The organism is Microbacterium sp. NPDC079176, assembly GCF_040686675.1.
Lineage (GTDB): Bacteria > Actinomycetota > Actinomycetes > Actinomycetales > Microbacteriaceae > Microbacterium.
Window position 1 is genome coordinate 67634 of the sequence record NZ_JBFBLM010000003.1, and the last position, 17340, is coordinate 84973.

Below are 17340 nucleotides of genomic sequence, written 5' to 3' on the forward strand. Positions count from 1 at the left end.
GTCATGCCTTCAGATCTGCGCTGGTCAGCGGGCGGGCGGGCGGGCGAGTGTCGGGTCGGCGTCGATGCCGGGGAGTCTCAGGAGCAGAGCGGCGGGATCGAGCGGGTCCAGCGGCGCGAGAGCGCGCAGGAGGTCATCGCCCGCGATGCCTGCCTCGCGGAGCGCTGCAAGCTCGGCGGGGTTCAGGCCCACGGGCGTCGGACCGTTGCCCATATCGGTGCCGTAGAGCACCATTCCGCCGGCGGCGTGGAAGCGGCGGACGTTGTCGACCGCGGTGGCTCGCTCCTCGCTGTCCGCATCGTGGATCGCGAGCGTCGAGATCCACGAGACGGATGCCGCCTGTCGGGCGATCTCGTCGTCGGCGAGCCGTTCGGTGAACGGTGCATGGGCGAGACGGGCGGCCCCGAGGCGAGCGGCGCGCTGCGCCTGGCCCGGTCCCTCGGCATGGGCGACCACGGACAGCCCGCGGGCCGAGGCGGCGTCGACGATCGTGCGGAACAGGTCGTCGTCGAAGACGGGGCCTGCGGTGGCGTTGCTCGCCACCTTGATGCAGGATGCTCCGGCATCCGCCATCGCGGTGACGGCCGCGCGCGCCGTCTCTGCGTCCGTGATCTCGCGGAAGGATGCTGTGGGGGCCCAGTCGCGGTCACTCGGGTACCCGCCGACGGGAGTGAGGAATGCGCCGGCGAAGTCGACCTGGACACGGTGCGAGGCGTCGGTTCGCCGGAACTCCGGAATCCCCGCGTCGGCTCGGCGGACATCCGCATGATCCGGGATGGTGTGGCGCAGATCTCCAAAGTCGTGGGGCGACGATGCCCGGGACAGCGGTTCGATGACGGCCGGGTCCGCCCCGAGGTCGACCACGCGGCCCAGGGTCGAGCTCGCGAGCAGCGTGTGGTCGACGAGCTGAAGGTGCACGTGGTGGTCGGTGAAGCCGCCGATGACCACGCCGGCCAGACGAGGCAGATCGCCGGCGGGAGGCTCGGCGCGGAGTCGCATCCGCTCGCCGTCGCGGTCGATGATGCCGTCGCGCCATCCTTCGCCGTCGAAGAAGGTCGCCGCGTGCATCAGCCGCCGATCTCGGTGCGCACGGTGTAGAGCTCGGGGAAGAACGTCAGGTCGAGGGCGCGCTGCAGGAAGCCGACTCCGCTCGAGCCGCCGGTGCCGACCTTCATGCCGATCGTGCGCGCGACGGTCTTGAGGTGACGGAAGCGCCAGAACTGGAAGTTGTCCTCGAGGTCGACGAGGTCTTCGCACGCTTCATACAGATCCCAGTGCTGCTGGTGGTTCTGGTAGATCTCGCGGATGGCCGGCACGAGTGCGGGCGTCTCGCGGTAGGGGAGACGCACGTCCCGGTCGAGGATCTCGGTCGGGATCGGGAGGCCGCGTCGCGAGGCGTAGCGCAGGAACTCGTCATAGAGCGTCGGCTTGTGCCATTCGGCGGTGAGCAGCGCGAGGTTCGCGGGGTGGTCGCTGAAGACGCTCAGCATCTTCTCGTTCTTGTTGCCCAGCGCGAACTCGACGGCGCGGTACTGCACCGACTGGAAGCCGGAGGAATTGCCGAGCGCTCCGCGGAACTGCGCGTATTCGGTGGGCGTGAGCGTCGCGAGGATCGCCCACTGCTGGGTCATGACGTCCTGGATGCGCTTGACCCGCGCGACCCTCTTCAGCGCCTCACGGAGGTCGTCGCTCGCGAGCAGCTGGCGTGCGGACGACAGCTCGTGCAGCAGCTGCTTGAGCCAGAGCTCGGTCGTCTGGTGCTGGATGATGAACAGCAGCTCATCATGGTGCTCCGGGACGCTGACGGGATTCTGGGCGGTGAGCAGCTGGTCGAGCGACAGATACGACCCGTACGTCATGCGTCCGGACAGATCGGTGACGATGCCGGCCTCGAGCTCGCGCTCGTTGTTCTCGGTGCTCATGGGTCGCTTCCTGTCGTGACGGACAGGAAAAACATATAACAATCGTGGCGAGCGTCACAATAGTGAAATGTCGCGCGGTGGGATCGGCTTCCGCCGAGGTCAGAGGCGCGGCGTGCGCAGCGGGGGAGTACGCCGCTCGCCGGGTGCGCCGACGGCTTCGAACCCGGCCGCGAGTCGCAGCAGCGACGAGTCGTCGTAGGCGCGGCCGGCGAGCGTCAGGCCGATCGGCATGCCGATGTCGGCCATCAGACCCATCGGCACCGTCACGGTCGGAATGCCGAGATGACGGATGGTCAGGTTGCCGTTCGCGATCCAGGTGCCGTTGCGCCAGCCGAGGTCGGCGGATGACTCGTTCACATCCATGTCAGCCGGCCCGACGTCGGCCACCGCGGGGAAGACGACCGCGTCGAGCTCGAGCTCGTCCATCCACTGCTCGAGGTCGACCCGGCGGGTCTCCTCGAGTCCGCGGAGGCCGTCCGGCAGCTCGGGCATGTCCTCGAATCCGACGCCGGGGTTCTCGCGCACCCATTCCGGGTACTCGGCGATGTCGTCGTCGAAGCCGGTGTAGCGGTCGGGCAGCGCACCCTCAGGGTGGGGGAAGATCGATGCCCCGTCGACCTCCGCGAGAGTGTGCAGCCGCGGGTCGCCGTTCGCCTGCAGGAAATCCTCCCAGGCCCAGGCCGACAGGTCGACGATCTCGCGGTGCAGGTACTCCGGCGTGACGAGCCCGCGGGTGGCGATGGTCGGGGCGCCGGGTCGATCGCCCTCGTAGTTCGACACCACCGGGAAGTCCACGTCGACGACCGTCGCGCCGGCCGCCTCGAGGCTCCGTCGGGCCGCCTGCCACTGGTCGATCACGGACGGACGCGTCGCGATGCGCCGGCCGGTCGGGCCGCCGATGCTCGCATCGTCGGCGGTGCCCGCGTCGGAGTCGGCGTTGATGTACATGCGCGGGATTCCGATGCGAGCGCCGTCGAGAGCTGCCGCCGCATCGGTGGAGAGCGCGCGGTACGACGCGGGGCGGACCTCGGAGGACTGCGGCAGTGACACCCACGGCTGTGCGCGCCAGAAATCGCCGCGGACCTCGGTGTCGTCGGCGACGATCACATCGAGCACCTCGAGAAGATCGGCCATGGTGCGGGTGTGCGGCACGACGACATCCATCGTCGGCACGAGCGGCCAGTTGCCCCGCGTCGAGATGACGCCTCGTGAGGGCGTGTAGGCGCACAGGGCGTTGTTCGTGGCCGGGCCGCGACCGCTCGACCAGGTCTCCTCGCCCAGACCGAACGCGCCGAAGCTGGCAGCCGTCGCCGTGCCCGAGCCGTTCGACGACCCGGAGGCGAAGGGCGCGGTGAGGAAGTCGGCGTTGTAGGGGCTCTCGGCGCGGCCGTAGACGCCGCGCTGCATGCCGCCGTTCGCCATCGGCGGCATGTTGGTCAGCCCGAGGCAGATCGCGCCTCCCGACCGCAGACGCTCGATCGTGAACGCGTCGCGCTGCGCGACGAGGTCGGCGAAGGCGGGGCTGCCGGCGGCCGCCGTGAGCCCTCGCACGAGATAACTGTCTTTCGCCGTGTACGGGATGCCGTCGAGCGGCCCCCGCGTCTCGCCACGGGCACGTCTCGCGTCCGATGTCTCGGCCTCCGTGCGCGCCTCGGGATTCGCGACGACGATCGCGTTCAGAGCCGTGTCCGTATCGAGGCCGTCGTAGGCGGCGATGCGCGCGAGGTAGGCGTCGACCAGTTCGACGGAGGTGGCAGCGCCCGTCTCCAGCGCTCGCCGCAGGTCGGCGATCGACGCCTCGACCACGTCGATCATGCGGACACCCCCACACTCGGCTGCTGCTGGGTGATGCAGTGGATGCCGCCGCCGCGGTCGAACAGCGGGCGCGCGTCGACGGTGACGACCCGGCGGCCGGGATAGACGTCGGCGAGGATGGCCCTCGCGGCGGCATCCGCCTTCTCGTCGCCGAACCCGCACGCGACGACGCCGTCGTTGGTGACCAGATGGTTGACGTAGCTCCAGTCCACGAACCCCTCGCCGTCGCGCAGGGTCGCGGGCGCGGGCAGGTCGACGATCTCGAAGCGGCGACCGGCGGCATCGGTCTGATCGCCGAGGTGCGCGCGCAGCTCGCGGGTGACCTCGTGGTCGGGGTGCGCGGGATCCTGCTGATCGTGCAGCAGCAGCCGACCGGGGGAGACGATCGTCGCCACGATGTCGACGTGGCCGTTCGTGCCGAAGTCGTCGTAGTCGCGGGTGAGGCCCCGGGGCAGCCACACGGCCTTCGAGGTGCCGAGAGTGCGGGCCATCTCGGCCTCGACGCGGGCCTTGTCGGCGTAGGGGTTGCGGCGCGGATCGAGCTGCACGGTCTCGGTGAGCAGCACGGTGCCCTCGCCGTCGACGTGGATTCCGCCGCCCTCGTTGACGAGGGTCGAGCTCACGAGCTCGGCGTCGACGGCCCCGGCGATGATGCGCGCGTGCTGCGCCGCCTTCTGCCACTGCGCCCAGGCCGGTGCGCCCCACCCGTTGAAGATCCAGTCCACCGCGCCGAGCACGCCGGGTCGCTCGTCGTCGATGACGAACGTCGGCCCGGAGTCGCGCATCCAGAACTCGTCGACCGGCGCCTCGACGATGTCGATGGCACCGCTGAGCATCCGCCGGGCGCGGGCGATCTCCGCCGGGTCGACGATCATCGTGACCGGCTCGAACTCGGCGACCGCATGGGCGACGGCGGTCCAGGTCTCGTAGCCCTCGTCGCGCTCGGCCGCCGTCTCGCCGAGCGTCGGCCCCTCGGCGGGGAACGCCATCCAGGTGCGGTCGTGCGGTGCGGTCTCGGCGGGCATGTGCCAGGCCATGGTTGTCTCCCTCGCTGCTGATCACGACCTCGGCAACGAGAGTCGCCGTCGCTATTGAACACGCGATCAACGAGTGATACGGTAACCCGTGATGAAGACCACGTCAAGAGCCGCCGCACCGCGCAGGCTGCCGCCGGAGGAGCGCGAACGCTCGATCCTCGACGGCGCCGTATCGCTCGCCTCGGAGAGCGGCCTCGAGGCCCTCACCGTGCGCGCCGTCGCTGCGCGGGTCGGCGTCACTCCCGCTCTCGTCGCCCACTACCGGCCCGTGATGGAGTCGTTCGTCGCCGAGGTCTTCACGACGATCGTCGCGGCCGAGCGCGAAGAGGTCATCTCCTCCTACGACCCGACTGTCGACCTGCGCACGAATCTGCTGCGTCTCATCGAGACGCTGCTCGACGACTCGCGCGACGACGTGGCGATGGTGTGGGTCCAGTCGTGGGCGCTCGGAGCCCGCAACGAGGCGCTCGGCACCCGGGTGCGCACCGAGATGGACCTCTGGCACAGCGCCCTCGAAGACCTCATCGCCCGGGCGATCGCCGAAGATCCGGCAGTGCGGGTCGATCCCGATTCGTCGGCGTGGATGCTGCTCGCCATGGTCGACGGGATGAGCGCCCACTCGCTGGTGCACTGGGCGCCGCGCGATCGGGCGGCACTCGCTCGCCGCACCCTCTCCGCCGTGCTCGATGTCCCCGTGACGGACGTGCCGGAGCCCTCCGTTCCGGTGTCGGACGATCTCGAGCCCGGCGCAGCACGACGGGCAGCACAGCCCGCACAGCCCGCACAGCCCGCAGAAACCCTCAGGTAAGGACAGCTCATGGGAGCAGAACGCATGCACGCGGCCTCGGCCGAATCGACGGCGATCGTCGATGCAGTGCTCGACTACTCGCGCCGGCGGATGCTCGCGGCCGATGTGCCGCTCGACAAGCCCCAGTCGCCCGCCGAGCTCGACCGTCTGGTCGGCACGACGATCACCGATGCGGGTCTCGGATCGCAGCGGGCGCTCAGCGTGTTCGAGCACATCCTCGCTCCCGCCTGCCTGACGACGAGCCACCCGGCGTATCTGTCGTTCATCCCGACGGCGCCGACCATCGCGTCGATCGCGTTCGACCTCGTGGTCTCGGCATCCGGCCTCTATGGCGGCAGCTGGCTCGAGGGTGCAGGAGCCGTGCACGCCGAGAACGAGGTGCTGTCGTTCCTCGCCTCCGAGTTCGGCCTTCCCGACACCGCGGGCGGGGTGTTCGTGCAGGGTGGCACGATCGGCAACCTGTCGGCACTCGTCGCGGCGCGCGAGGCGGCGAAGGCGAAGCTGCTCGACGCGGGCAAGGAGCTGCCTCGTCGCTGGAAGATCGTGTGCAGCGTCGAGGCGCACTCCTCGAACAAGTCGGCGGCGAAGGTCATGGACGCCGACGTGCTGCTCGTGCCGGCCGGAGACGACGGCGTGCTGAGGGCGGACGCGGTGCGAGACGCACTCGCCGAGCACGGCGACGAGATCTGCGCTGTGGTCGCCACCGGCGGCTCGACCAACTTCGGCATCGTCGACGACATCGCCGGCATCGCCGCGCTGAAGGACGAGTTCGACTTCTGGCTGCACATCGACGGCGCGTATGGGCTGACCGCCATGCTCGCCCCCGAAGCCCGGGGTGTCTTCGCCGGGGTGGAGCGAGCCGACTCGGTGATCGTCGATCCGCACAAGTGGCTGTTCGCGCCCTTCGACTGCTGCGCGCTGATCTACCGCGACCCCGATGCGGGTCGTCGCGCGCACACCCAGCACGCCGAATACCTCGACACGCTCACCGACGCGGGCGACTTCAGCCCGTCGGACTACTCGATCCAGCTCACCCGGCGCCCCCGGGGGTTGCCGCTCTGGTTCTCGCTCGCGACCTACGGGGTGACGGCCTATCGCGAGGCCGTGAGCGCGACGCTCGCTCTGACGCAGCGGATCGCCGCCGAGATAGCCGCGCGGCCCGAGCTCCGTCTCGTGCGCGACCCGCAGCTGTCGGTCGTCGTCTTCGAACGCGAGGGCTGGGAACGCGGCGACTACGACCGGTGGTCCGACGAGCTCCTCGACTCGCAGCGTGCGTTCGTCGTGCCGAGCTCGCACGGGGGCCGCCCGAACACCCGCTTCGCGATCCTCAATCCGCTCACCACGTTCGACGACCTCGTCGGCATCCTCGACACGATGAAGTAGGCAGCGGGACACGAAAGACGGCCCACGCCGACTCTGCCCCCGTCAGCGGGTGGTGTGCGCGTCCAGGAAGTCGATGGTCTTCTGCAGGGCCGTCTGCGCATCCGGCATGTCGAGATGGAACTGGTATTCGTGGGGCAGCTGCGGCTCGTGCGGCGCGGGCCAGAAGAGGGTCGTCACGTCGACGCCGAGCGCGTCGAGCCGCTGGGCCATGGGGATCGACTGCAGCCAGGTGAGACCGTCGCCGTTGCCGCCCGAGATGTAGGTCGTCGGGAAGTCCTCGGTGACCCAGTCGATCGTCGACATCGTGGCACCGGTCGAGTCCTCGGCCCAGGTCTTGGTGCCTGAGTACGCCCACATCGAGGTCTTCAGCCCCCAACCGGCGATGCCGTCGAGCGTCGCGAGTGCGGCCAGGTCGTAGACGCCGCAGTTCAGCACGGTCGCCACCACCTGCTCGGCCTCGAGCGCCGGGGTGACGTCCAGGATCTCGGCGTAGTCGGGGCTCGTGATGAGCGTCGCCATCTGACTGGCCAGCTGACCTCCGGCGGAGTCGCCCGCGAGCACGATCTGGGTCGGGTCGACGCCCAGCTCGTCGGCGTGCGCGTCGATGTACGCGAGCGCGTCGTTGAGCTGGTGCACGGCGAGCGGATACACCCCTTCGGGTCCGATGGTGTAGTTCACGGCGATGGTCGTGTAGCCCTCCGCAGCGAGGATCCGCATGTACGGATCGACGTTCTCCTTCGATCCCGAGATCCAGGCGCCGCCGTGAATCCAGACGACGGTCGGAAGCGGGCCCGTGGCGGAGGCCGGTGTGAAGACGTCCATCGTGGTGTCGGCGCCGCCGTCCGCATACGCGAGATCGAGCTTCTCGGTGAGTTCGGTGTCGGGCACGTGCTTGTCCATCTCGGCGGCAGTCTCGTCGCCGCCCCGGGTGAACACCGCGCGGATGGCCATCGCGGACGGCCAGGGGGTGAGCGCGCCGATGATCGCCACCACGGCGACGACGATCAGCACGATTCCGGCGGCCACCTTCGTGCGATGCCAGGGGCGACGACCCTTCGTCGGGTGGACGGATCCGTCGTCGTGCGCGCTCGCGGTCATGGAAACCCCTCTCCGCGCATCATCTTGGCAGTATTCCGGTTGCTCTTCGGCGCAGCCGCTCGCCGAGCGGCGAGATCGGCAGGCCACCGAGCGGGGTGCTCCGACCTCTCAGGCGGTCAGTCCCGCGAGTATGCGCTCCACCGCGTAGTCGAACGCCTCGTCGACGTCGCCGCCCAGACGGAAGGCTCCGGCGAGTTCCATCTGCAGGAACCCGGTCGCCCAGGAGGTGAAGAGCCGGGCCGCATCGAGCGCCCGATCCGGCCCGACGAGAGCGGCGCATGAGCGCAGCACCGGAACAGACGTCCGGTGCAGGGCGTCTTCGGGCGCGGAGGCGGTGAACAGCAGGCGGAACGCGTGCGGGCGTTCGTGCGCGAAGGTGCGGTAGGCGGAGGCGAGGAGGGGGAGCTCGTCGCCTGCGGCGTCGAGCCTGACCGTCAGCGCGTCGGCCGAGGCCTCCGCCACTGCGGAGAGCAGAGCGTCACGATCGCGGATCCGCTTGTAGAGGGAAGGTGCGCGGACGCCCACTCGCTCGGCGACCGCCTGCATGGTGAGTCCCGCGGGTCCGGCGGATTCGAGGATGTCGCGACCGGCGTCGATGATGGCCGCCAGCGAGGTTCGTTCGGGGGTCGGCATCCGGGTCTCCTTCATGGCTATTGACATTAGCTATGATAGCTACGTAGTCTAGCCATCATAAGCCACCGCGAAGGGAACGGCCATGAAGCTCGCACCGCACCTGCATCGACTCGGCAACGACATCGTCGCGTCATACCTCATCGATCTGCCCGAGGGGATCACGCTCGTCGACGCCGGGCTGCCCGGCCACTGGAACGATCTGCAGCGCACCCTCGCAGAACTGGGGCGCCCGCTCTCCGACATCCGGGGTCTCGTCCTGACCCACGGCGACAGCGACCACATCGGGTTCGCCGAGCGGCTGCGCAGCGAAGCAGACGTGCCGATCTTCATCCACAGCGCCGACGCGCACCGCGTGCGCACGGGTGAGAAGCCGAAGACCCCGATGGGACCCGCTCGCGTCGGTCCACTGCTCGGCTTTCTCGCCTACGGCGTGCGCAAGAACGGGCTGCGCACGCGCCATGTCACCGACGTCATGACGGTCGCCGACGGCGAGGTGCTCGACCTGCCGGGATCTCCGGTCATCATCGGGATGCCGGGACACTCGCCGGGCAGCATCGCGGTGCACATTCCCGCAGCGGACGCGGTGTTCGTCGGCGACGCCCTCACCACGCGCCATGTGCTGACGGGGCAGGTCGGTCCTCAGCCCGCGCCGTTCACGGATGAGCCGACCGAGGCCATCGCGTCTCTCGACAGGCTGGCTGCCGTGTCGGCATCATGGGTGCTGCCCGGGCACGGAGCTCCGTGGCGGGGGTCGCCCGCCGACATCGCGGCCGCGGTGCGCGCGGAGAGCTAGAGCCCCGACAACACGGAGGCGGTGTCGCTGATCGTGATCTGCGGCGGGTAGAGACCCATCACCTGCATCGCGGCCGCATGATTCTCCGCCGTCGATCCCGCGCAGGCATCGCCGACCACGGTGACGTGCGCTCCGGCATCCGCTGCGGCCAGTGCGGTCGAGATGACGCAGCAGTCGGTCGCGACACCCGTCAGCACGACGTCCGCCCCTCGGCCGACGACCGCCTCGATCTCTGCGCCCCACTTGCCGAAGGTCGGCAGGTCGAGAGTCGGATGCGGCGACAGCCCGGCCGCGTCGGGGACGAGGTCGAACAGCGGATCCGTCGGCGGCTGGTCGGCGAACGGCCACGCGGCGAAGTAGGCGCCCCACGAGGTCGAGCGGTCTGCCGTCGGCATCCAGCGCGTGACGATCACGCGGTCGCCGAAAGTCGTGGCCAGCTCGCGAATGCGCGGCATCGTGTCGGCGAAGAACGGCGATCCCCACGCAGATCCGGGCGACGCGAAGATCTGCTGAGGATCGATCACGATCAGCCAGGGACCGTCGCTCACGCCGAAGCCTCCTGCGCGCGGATCTTTCCGGCCCGGGCGAACCAGGTCACGACGAACGACAGCACGAGGGCGAAGAAGACCCCGAGGTTGGCATAGGCCCAGTCGCCGTCGATACCCCCGACGAGGCCGAGCAGGTAGCCCTGCCAGTTGTTCCACGGCGCCGCATCCGCGAATCCGTTGAGCACGAAGCCCCAGCCGATCACGCTCGCGATCACCATGGTGCCGATCGAGACCCAGTCCCACGCGCCGTAGCGGCCGCGGCTGTCGAAGAGCGCCTCGTCGTCGTAGTCCTTCTTGCGGCGCAGGATGTCGGCGATCAGGATGCCGGCCCATGACGCCAGCGGCACGCCCAGCGTGATGAGGAAGCTCTGGAACGGACCGAGGAAGTCGGTCGCGAAGAACACCACGTAGATCGTGCCGATCGTGAGGATCACGCCGTCGATCGCCGCCGCGGACGGGCGGGGGATGCGGATGCCGAGGCTCAGCAGCGTGAGGCCCGAGGAGTAGATGCCCAGCACCGCGCCGGAGACGAGCGCCAGCACGGCGGTGAGCAGGAACGGAACGAGCACCCAGATGGGCAGGATCGTCGCGAGCGCGCCGATCGGGTCGGCGGCGATCGCCGCGCTGAGCTCGTCGTCGGATCCGGCGAGCAGCAGACCGAAGATGACGAGGATCACGGGAGCCACCGAGCCGCCGATCGTGTTCCACAGGACGATCGCCCCGTCGGATGCCGTGCGCTTCTGGTACCGCGACCAGTCGGCGGCGATGTTGATCCAGCCGAGGCCGAAGCCGGTCATGACCATGACGAGTGCGCCGGTGACCTGTCCGATCCCGCCGTCCGGACGCGCGAGGACGGCCGCCATGTCGATGCTCGGAGCGGCGAGGACGATGTAGAGCACCGTCACGATGCCGGTGACCCAGGTGAGCACCGACTGCAGCTTCATGATCGTGTGATAGCCGAGCACGGATGCCGCGACGATGAGCGCGGCGACGATCACGGTGGCGGTGATCTTCAGCGCGATGCTGTCGCCGTCACCGCCGAGCTGCGTGATGACGGTGGCCGTGGCGAGCACGGCCATGATCGCGAGGAACGTCTCCCAGCCGATCGACGTCAGCCACGAGACGATGCCCGGAACCTTCTGCCCCTGCACGCCGAACGCCGCACGGGACAGCACCATGGTGGGCGCCGAACCGCGCTTGCCGGCGATCGCGATCAGTCCGCACAGCAGGAACGACACGACGATGCCGATGATCGACACGAGGGTCGCCTGCCAGAACGAGATACCGAAGCCCAGCACGAACGAGCCGTACGACATGCCGAACACCGACACGTTCGCCGCGAACCACGGCCAGAAGAGGTCACTCGGCTTCGCGGTGCGCTCGGATTCGGGGATGATCTCGATGCCCGCGCGCTCGATGAGAGCAGGCTTGATGTCCGTCATGCCATCATCCTGGCACTGCGCAGGGCCGCGAGGGCGTCGTCAGGGCTCAGCCGGCGAAGAAAGCTCCGGCGACGCGGGTGAGGTCGTGCAGGTCCGAGACGCCGGCGAGCTCGCGCGCCGAGTGCATCGACAGGATCGGGATGCCGACGTCGACCGTGCGGATGCCGAGACGCGTGGCCGTGATCGGGCCGATCGTCGAGCCGCACGGCACGTTGTTGTTCGACACGAACTCCTGCGTGACCACGTCGGCGGTCTCGCACCAGCCGCGCCAGGCGGCGGAGCCGACGGCATCCGTCGCATAGCGCTGGTTGGCGTTGAGCTTGAGGATCGGTCCCGAGCCGAGCACCGGCTGCACGACGGGGTCGTGCTTGTGCACGTAGTTCGGGTGCACCGAGTGGCCCACGTCGCTCGACAGGCACCACGACGCGGAGAACGCGCGTCGACGCTCGGAGGCGTCGGCGCCGAGCGCGTCGTAGACGCGGCCGAGGATGTCTTCGAGCAGGGGGCCGCCCGCGCCGGAGCGGGAGTTGGAGCCCAGTTCCTCATGGTCGAACGCCGCGAGGATCGCGATCGGTCCGCTGACTGCCGTATCGATCTTCTCGAGCGCGACGACGCCGGCGTGCACCGAGGCGAGGTCGTCGAGTCGGCCGGAAGCGAAGAACGCGCGGTCCTTGCCGAAGATCGCGCCGCGCGCCGTGTCGGCGATCACGACGTCGTAACCGCGGATGTCGGATGCCGAGACGCCGGCCGAACCGGCGAGCTCGGCCAGGATGTCCTCCTGGGTCGGGTCGCCGAGGCCCCAGACCGGCTGCGTCTGGGACTGCTTGTCGAGCGCGAGGCCCGTGTTCGCCTCGCGGTCGAGGTGGATCGCGAGCTGGGGAAGCCGCAGCAGCGCTCCCGTGTCGGCGAGCACCACGCGTCCGTCGGCGAGGGCCAGCCGTCCGGCGAGACGCAGCTCGCGGTCGAGCCACGAGCTCAGCAGCGGACCGCCGTACACCTCGACGGCCGCCTGCAGCCAGCCCCTCGAACCGGTCGTCGGCTGCGGCTTGAGCTTGAAGCCGGGGGAGTCGGTGTGAGCACCCAGGATGTGAGCGGGCGTGGTCGCGGTGGCGTCCCCCGGAACCGTCCACGCGATCGCGGCACCGTCTCGTACGACGACATAGCGTCCGCCGGGGGCGACATCCCAGGCCTGATCCTCTTCGAGCCGCGTGAAACCGGCATCCGCGAGGCGCCTGGCCACCTCGGCGGCGGCGTGATAGCTCGAGGGCGAGGCGGCGACGAAGTCGGCGAGATCCTCGGCGTGGGCGAGAGCGTCCGGGGTGACGGGCATGAGCGACCTTCCTGGAGGGGCGGTCCTTCGATCGTAATCGGCGACTCGATGCGCGATTTCCGCGACGGTCGGATGGCGGTCGTTCACCTTCTCGTCACCATCGGCCGGTACGGTCGATCTCGATAGCGCCTAGGGTTCCGGGGTTCGTCCCGTCTGGTCCGAGCGGCGCCACGGTGCTCCTCCGCAGGAGCGCCGTCATCTGACAGGACAAAAGCCCGGAGGACCCTGTTCGTCGCGCCCGCGAAGAACGGAAGGGTCTCTGGTGTCCGCTCTCGCCTTCGCTCTCGTCCTCGCCGCAGCCGTCACGCACGCCGCCTGGAACATCATCGCCCACGGCGTGAGCCGCGCAGGGACGCCGTTCCTCTGGTGGGGGGCCGTGGGAGGAACCGCCGTCTGGATCGGGGTCGTGCCGTTCACCGGCGGGCTCGGCACCGACGACGTGCTGGCGTTCCTGCTCGGCGTCGGAGTCTCCGGTGTGCTGCACGTCGCCTACATGGCGGTGCTGCAACGCGGATATCGCGAAGGCAACCTCTCGACCGTCTACGCGACGGCTCGGGGCACCGGGCCGTTCCTCTCTGTGATCGTCGCCGTGCTGGTGCTCGGGGAACGTCCGTCGGCCCTCGCGCTCGCCGGCGTCGCGGCGATCATCCTCGGAGTCGTCGCGATCGGTCTCGTCGACCGAGGACGCGCCGACCGGTCGCGTCGCCTGGATCCCGGGCTCGTGTTCGGTCTGCTCACCGGCGTCGCGATCGCGGTCTACACGATCTGGGACGCCAACGCCGTGCGCACGTGGAACCTCTCGCCCGTCGCCTTCATGGTGGGGACGATGCTGCTCGAGATCCCGTTCTACTCGCTCGGCGTCCGAGGCCGATGGGCGGCCGTTCGCGCGCTCGGCCGCACGCAGTGGAAGCGCATCGTGGCGTTCAGCATCCTGTCGCCGCTCTCGTACATCCTGGTGCTCACGGCCATCCAGATCGCTCCGGTCGCACTGGTCGCGCCGCTGCGCGAGGTCAGCGTCGTGCTGGTCAGCCTGTTCGGTGTCTTCGCCCTGAAGGAGAGCAGGCCCGGATGGCGTCTCGCCGCGTCCGCGGTCGTCGCGGGCGGGATCGTGCTGCTCGCGCTGTAGCGGTGGTTCTGCGGCGGTGGTTCTGTGGTCGTGGTCGTGGTCGTGGTCGTGGTCGTGGTCGCTCCGGGTGCGTGGCCTGCGTGATTGTATGGATGCTGTGTGCGCCGGGTGGAGTCTTCGAGAGAGCAGTCGGTCGGATGCGCACTGGATGTCGGAGCTGCGAGCGATCGTCATGCGCGCCGATCTGGAGCGTCTCGGACGCTTCGACCCGGTGCGTGTGCGGCAGCGGTTCCTCGATGGGTTCGTCCCGCAGAACACGCGAGTGATCGTGGTTGCCGGGCAGGACGTGGGCCTCATCGCGGTGAGGCCCGAGAGCGACGCGGTGTGGATCGAGCACTTCTACCTCGATCCCGCTCAGCAGGGCCGCGGCCTCGGCTCCGCGGTGCTGGCGGACGCCTTGGAGACGCGTCATGCGGGCGATGACCGGCCGTTCCGCCTCAATGTGCTGCAGGGCAGTCCGGCGCGACGGCTGTACGAGAGGCACGGCTTCGAACTCGAGAGCGAAGACGCGGTCGACGTCTTCATGAAGGCCGAGCCGCTCCGGCGCTGATCGGGTGCCCCGTGACGGGTGCTTCGTGGCGGGGTCTCGTTCCTCGTGTCTGGGTCCTTGTTCCTCGTTCCTCGTTTCTCGTTCCTCGTGTCTCGTTCCTCGTGTCTCGTGTCTCGTGTCTCGTTCCTCGTTCCTCGTTCCTCGTTTCTCGTGTCTCGTGTCTCGTTCCTCGTGTCTCGTTCCTCGTTCCTCGTTCCTCGTGTCTCGTTCCTCGTTTCTCGCTCCTCTTGTCTCTTCTGCCCTCGTTGACTGGTCTCTCCGCTCCTCTTGTGCCTGCGTTGTGCGGCATTCCGGGAGATTGGAATACGTGCTGTGATCTGGGATAAATCGGACTGGTTTCGGGGGTCGGATGTCGGTGGCCCCGTGTTGACTCGAGGGTATGAACAGCATCGTGGAGCGTCTGGGTCGGGTCGTCACTGACCTTGATGCGGTGCTGTGTGATGACGCGTTGGCGGGGTTGAGCGATGCGGAGCGTGTCGCGGTGCTGCAGGCGGTGGGGGCCGTGTTCCGGCGGGCCGAGGCGGTGATCGTGGAGACCGTGGCGACCGGGGATCCTGCGGGGTTTCCGCATGCGGCAGGGTGTCGCGGGGTGAACGAGCTGGTGCAGCGGATGGTCGGCGTGGATGTGCGGGGTGCGTCCCGGGTCGACAGGGTCGTCGATCTGGTGCGCCGGCCGGTGAGTCTGGCGGGGGAGCGGATGCCGGCGCGGTGGTCGGAGATGCGCGTGGCCTTGTTGGATGGTGTGGTGGGTGTCACGGGGTTTCTGGCGGCGACGGGCCCGATCGAGCGGGTGTGGGACCGATTGAGCGTGGATCAGCGGTTGGCGGCGGATGTGGCGTTGGCGGGGTGCGCCCGCGGGCACGGGATCGGCGGGGGCGCGGATTCTGGTCCGGCGCCGACGGTGCAGGATTTGAAATCTCTTGCGGAGGATCTCGCCTCGATGTTCGACCCGGACGGGGAGGAGCCGAAGGATGAGGACGCGCGGCGCAAGCGCGGGATCACGATCGGTCGTCTCACGGACGGGATGCATGCGATCCGGGGACATCTGACTCCGGATGCCGCGGCCCAGTTGCAGCTGATCCTGGACGCGATGCTGAACCCGAAGGGTGACGGCCCGCCCATGCCGGGAGTGTTCTTCACCCCCAGCGGTGACACCGGTCACACAGACACAGACACAGACACAGACACCGGTGCTGACCCGGGTGTTGATCCGTTCAATGTGGATGAGCGCAGCGTGCTCGATGATCGCACGGCGTCGCAGAAACGCCACGATGCTCTCGCCGCCGCTCTCGCGATAGCCGCCCGTCACAAGGACATGCCCACGCTCGGTGGTGCATCCCCGGTGCTCGTCGTCACCGTCGACGCGACAGACCTCGCCCACCATGCGGAAGGTTCTGCCTTCGGTGCGGGCATCGCCGGCGCGGGTGGTGGTGCGGGCAATGGCGGGTGGGCGACGATCCCCGGATCCGGTGCGCATGTGCCTGTGTCCGTCGCGGCGCAGACCGCATGTGCGGGGGCGATCCAGCGGGTGCTCCTGGACGAGGGGCGCATCATCGGGATCAGCACCACCGACCGCGTGTTCACCGTGCATCAACGCCGGGCGATCATCGCCCGCGACAAGGAATGCCTCATCCCCGGGTGTCACGTGCCCGCATCCTGGTGCGAGATCCATCACGTCACCGAACACGCCCGCGGTGGGCCGACCCATACCGACAACGGTGTGCCGCTGTGCTGGTGGCACCACCGATCCCTGGGCACCTCGCAGTGGGAGATCCGTATGAACAACGGGCTCCCCGAAGTCCGTGGACCGAACTGGTGGGACCCCGACCAACGCTGGCGCACCCCACAACACAGCCTCCCCGCGGACCGTGACCGAAGGTGCCTCGTTCGAACCGGGTGATACGCGGCGGCATCCTCACGGCAAGTGCTGCTGATCCCGAACAGCCGGCCAGACTCAGCGAGCCAGCCCCAGCGGGCCGGACTCACAGTGCCCGGCTCAACGGGCTCGTCTCGCCGTGCCCGGCTCAATGGACGCGCCTCAACAGTCTCACTCCAATGATCCCGCCGGTCAGCGGTCTCGCCGGTCAGCGGTCCCGCCGGTCAGGGGTCCCGCCGGTCAGCGGTCTCGCCGGTCAGCTGCCCGCTTCAGCGGAAGTCGACCAGCCCGGCGTGCGCTGCCGTGACGAGGATCTGCACGCGATCGCGCACGTGCCACTTCGACATGATGCGGCCGAGGTGGGCCTTCACGGTTCCCTCCGACACGATCAGTGTGCGCGCGATCTCGGCGTTGGACATCCCCTGCGCGAGTCGCTGCAGCACCTCCTGCTCGCGATCCGTGAGCGCCTCCAGGGTGTCGTCGCCGCCGACGGGCTCCGTATCCCGCACGTGCTTGATCAGCAGCGACGCGATCCGCGGCGACAGCGAGCTCGCTCCGCTGTACACCTCTCGCACACCTTCGAGAATGCTCGCCGCGCTCGAGTCCTTCAGCAGATAGCCCGACGCACCTGCGCTGAGCATCGGAAGCACGGTATCGCTGCCGTCCAGCGTGGTGACGGCGAGGATCTTGATCTCAGGCCAGCGTTCGCTGATCACCGCCGTCGCCTCGATGCCGTTCATCTCCGGCATCTGCACGTCCATCATCACCACGTCGGGGCGCTCGCGTTCCACGACCTCGATGCCCTCGAGCCCGGACTCCGCCTCGGCGATCACCGTGATCTCCGGGTCGCGGGAGACGAAGTGAGAGAGCGCTGAGCGCACCAGGGGATCGTCATCGACGATCACGACGCGGATTTGGGACATGGAGGAAGCCTAACCGGGGTCTACCTGCGGCGCGAGGTATTAGACCTTTGGCTATC

Annotated in this window: 16 protein-coding genes; 6 read left to right on the top strand and 10 right to left on the bottom strand. The window is 69.0% G+C overall.

What is annotated here, in order from left to right:
• Positions 1-24: 24 nt before the first annotated feature.
• The 4 genes from AB0P11_RS07665 to AB0P11_RS07680 all read right to left on the bottom strand — a co-directional run bounded on the left by AB0P11_RS07665 (position 25) and on the right by AB0P11_RS07680 (position 4774).
• A complete protein-coding gene (locus AB0P11_RS07665) occupies positions 25-1068 on the bottom strand; it encodes a hydrolase (protein ID WP_363521004.1) in 1044 nt (347 codons plus the stop codon).
• The gene (locus AB0P11_RS07670) at positions 1068-1922 is read right to left on the bottom strand and encodes a tryptophan 2,3-dioxygenase family protein (protein ID WP_053097603.1); all 855 of its coding nucleotides are present in this window, start codon (positions 1920-1922) and stop codon (positions 1068-1070) included. Before AB0P11_RS07670 ends, AB0P11_RS07665 begins: the two co-directional genes overlap by 1 nt.
• A 99-nt stretch (positions 1923-2021) precedes the next feature.
• A complete protein-coding gene (locus AB0P11_RS07675; RefSeq protein WP_363521009.1) occupies positions 2022-3737 on the bottom strand; it encodes an amidase in 1716 nt (571 codons plus the stop codon).
• Positions 3734-4774: an agmatine deiminase family protein gene (locus tag AB0P11_RS07680; protein WP_285364664.1), complete on the bottom strand. Its 1041-nt coding sequence runs from the start codon at positions 4772-4774 to the stop codon at positions 3734-3736. The genes AB0P11_RS07675 and AB0P11_RS07680 overlap by 4 nt, the downstream gene beginning before the upstream one ends.
• Before the next feature lie 91 nt (positions 4775-4865).
• Here AB0P11_RS07680 and AB0P11_RS07685 point away from each other — a divergent pair, with 91 nt between their 5' ends.
• Entirely contained in the window at positions 4866-5582 is a 717-nt protein-coding gene (locus tag AB0P11_RS07685) for a TetR/AcrR family transcriptional regulator (RefSeq protein WP_363521012.1), read from the top strand.
• A 9-nt stretch (positions 5583-5591) separates the two neighbouring features.
• Positions 5592-6965, top strand: a complete 1374-nt coding sequence (locus AB0P11_RS07690; RefSeq protein ID WP_053097599.1) for an aminotransferase class V-fold PLP-dependent enzyme — start codon at positions 5592-5594, stop codon at positions 6963-6965.
• Positions 6966-7007: 42 nt separating this feature from the next.
• Here the strand turns inward: AB0P11_RS07690 and AB0P11_RS07695 are convergent, their stop codons facing one another.
• Entirely contained in the window at positions 7008-8063 is a 1056-nt protein-coding gene (locus AB0P11_RS07695) for an alpha/beta hydrolase (RefSeq protein WP_363521015.1), read from the bottom strand.
• 108 nt (positions 8064-8171) lie between these two features.
• Positions 8172-8696: a TetR-like C-terminal domain-containing protein gene (locus AB0P11_RS07700; RefSeq protein WP_053097597.1), complete on the bottom strand. Its 525-nt coding sequence runs from the start codon at positions 8694-8696 to the stop codon at positions 8172-8174.
• Between the two features lie 82 nt (positions 8697-8778).
• Between AB0P11_RS07700 and AB0P11_RS07705 the strand changes: the two genes are divergently transcribed.
• On the top strand, positions 8779-9489 hold the full coding sequence (locus tag AB0P11_RS07705) for an MBL fold metallo-hydrolase (RefSeq protein WP_363521019.1): 711 nt from the start codon (positions 8779-8781) through the stop codon (positions 9487-9489).
• On the opposite strand, the gene AB0P11_RS07710 is transcribed toward AB0P11_RS07705, so the two are convergent.
• The 3 genes from AB0P11_RS07710 to AB0P11_RS07720 are packed head-to-tail and all read right to left on the bottom strand — an operon-like array spanning position 9486 to position 12809.
• Positions 9486-10037, bottom strand: coding sequence for an isochorismatase family protein (locus AB0P11_RS07710; protein ID WP_363521022.1), 552 nt, complete (start codon positions 10035-10037; stop codon positions 9486-9488). The two genes, AB0P11_RS07705 and AB0P11_RS07710, sit on opposite strands and share 4 nt — an antisense overlap.
• On the bottom strand, positions 10034-11479 hold the full coding sequence (locus tag AB0P11_RS07715) for a cytosine permease (protein WP_363521025.1): 1446 nt from the start codon (positions 11477-11479) through the stop codon (positions 10034-10036). Before AB0P11_RS07715 ends, AB0P11_RS07710 begins: the two co-directional genes overlap by 4 nt.
• A gap of 46 nt (positions 11480-11525) precedes the next feature.
• A complete protein-coding gene (locus tag AB0P11_RS07720; protein ID WP_363521028.1) occupies positions 11526-12809 on the bottom strand; it encodes a M18 family aminopeptidase in 1284 nt (427 codons plus the stop codon).
• A gap of 262 nt (positions 12810-13071) precedes the next feature.
• On the opposite strand from AB0P11_RS07720, the gene AB0P11_RS07725 reads away from it, so the two are divergent.
• From AB0P11_RS07725 to AB0P11_RS07735, 3 genes are all read left to right on the top strand, one after another.
• Complete coding sequence (locus AB0P11_RS07725) at positions 13072-13935, top strand: EamA family transporter (protein ID WP_072591732.1); 864 nt, start codon at positions 13072-13074, stop codon at positions 13933-13935.
• Positions 13936-14083: 148 nt separating this feature from the next.
• Positions 14084-14485, top strand: a complete 402-nt coding sequence (locus AB0P11_RS07730; RefSeq protein ID WP_261987849.1) for a GNAT family N-acetyltransferase — start codon at positions 14084-14086, stop codon at positions 14483-14485.
• Positions 14486-14864: 379 nt separating this feature from the next.
• Positions 14865-16385: a DUF222 domain-containing protein gene (locus tag AB0P11_RS07735; protein WP_363521032.1), complete on the top strand. Its 1521-nt coding sequence runs from the start codon at positions 14865-14867 to the stop codon at positions 16383-16385.
• Positions 16386-16630: 245 nt separating this feature from the next.
• Here the strand turns inward: AB0P11_RS07735 and AB0P11_RS07740 are convergent, their stop codons facing one another.
• Positions 16631-17284 (bottom strand): response regulator transcription factor, encoded by a 654-nt coding sequence (locus tag AB0P11_RS07740; RefSeq protein ID WP_222839407.1) that lies wholly within the window; start codon positions 17282-17284, stop codon positions 16631-16633.
• Between the last annotated feature and the right edge of the window lie 56 nt (positions 17285-17340).

Excerpts from the sequence above, each read along its gene's own strand:
- AB0P11_RS07665 (WP_363521004.1), bottom strand. The coding sequence starts at position 1,068 with ATGCACGCGGCGACCTTCTTCGACGGCGAAGGATGGCGCGACGGCATC.
- AB0P11_RS07670 (WP_053097603.1), bottom strand. The coding sequence starts at position 1,922 with ATGAGCACCGAGAACAACGAGCGCGAGCTCGAGGCCGGCATCGTCACC.
- AB0P11_RS07675 (WP_363521009.1), bottom strand. The coding sequence starts at position 3,737 with ATGATCGACGTGGTCGAGGCGTCGATCGCCGACCTGCGGCGAGCGCTG.
- AB0P11_RS07680 (WP_285364664.1), bottom strand. The coding sequence starts at position 4,774 with ATGGCCTGGCACATGCCCGCCGAGACCGCACCGCACGACCGCACCTGG.
- AB0P11_RS07685 (WP_363521012.1), top strand. The coding sequence starts at position 4,866 with ATGAAGACCACGTCAAGAGCCGCCGCACCGCGCAGGCTGCCGCCGGAG.
- AB0P11_RS07690 (WP_053097599.1), top strand. The coding sequence starts at position 5,592 with ATGGGAGCAGAACGCATGCACGCGGCCTCGGCCGAATCGACGGCGATC.
- AB0P11_RS07695 (WP_363521015.1), bottom strand. The coding sequence starts at position 8,063 with ATGACCGCGAGCGCGCACGACGACGGATCCGTCCACCCGACGAAGGGT.
- AB0P11_RS07700 (WP_053097597.1), bottom strand. The coding sequence starts at position 8,696 with ATGCCGACCCCCGAACGAACCTCGCTGGCGGCCATCATCGACGCCGGT.
- AB0P11_RS07705 (WP_363521019.1), top strand. The coding sequence starts at position 8,779 with ATGAAGCTCGCACCGCACCTGCATCGACTCGGCAACGACATCGTCGCG.
- AB0P11_RS07715 (WP_363521025.1), bottom strand. The coding sequence starts at position 11,479 with ATGACGGACATCAAGCCTGCTCTCATCGAGCGCGCGGGCATCGAGATC.
- AB0P11_RS07720 (WP_363521028.1), bottom strand. The coding sequence starts at position 12,809 with ATGCCCGTCACCCCGGACGCTCTCGCCCACGCCGAGGATCTCGCCGAC.
- AB0P11_RS07730 (WP_261987849.1), top strand. The coding sequence starts at position 14,084 with ATGTCGGAGCTGCGAGCGATCGTCATGCGCGCCGATCTGGAGCGTCTC.
- AB0P11_RS07735 (WP_363521032.1), top strand. The coding sequence starts at position 14,865 with ATGAACAGCATCGTGGAGCGTCTGGGTCGGGTCGTCACTGACCTTGAT.
- AB0P11_RS07740 (WP_222839407.1), bottom strand. The coding sequence starts at position 17,284 with ATGTCCCAAATCCGCGTCGTGATCGTCGATGACGATCCCCTGGTGCGC.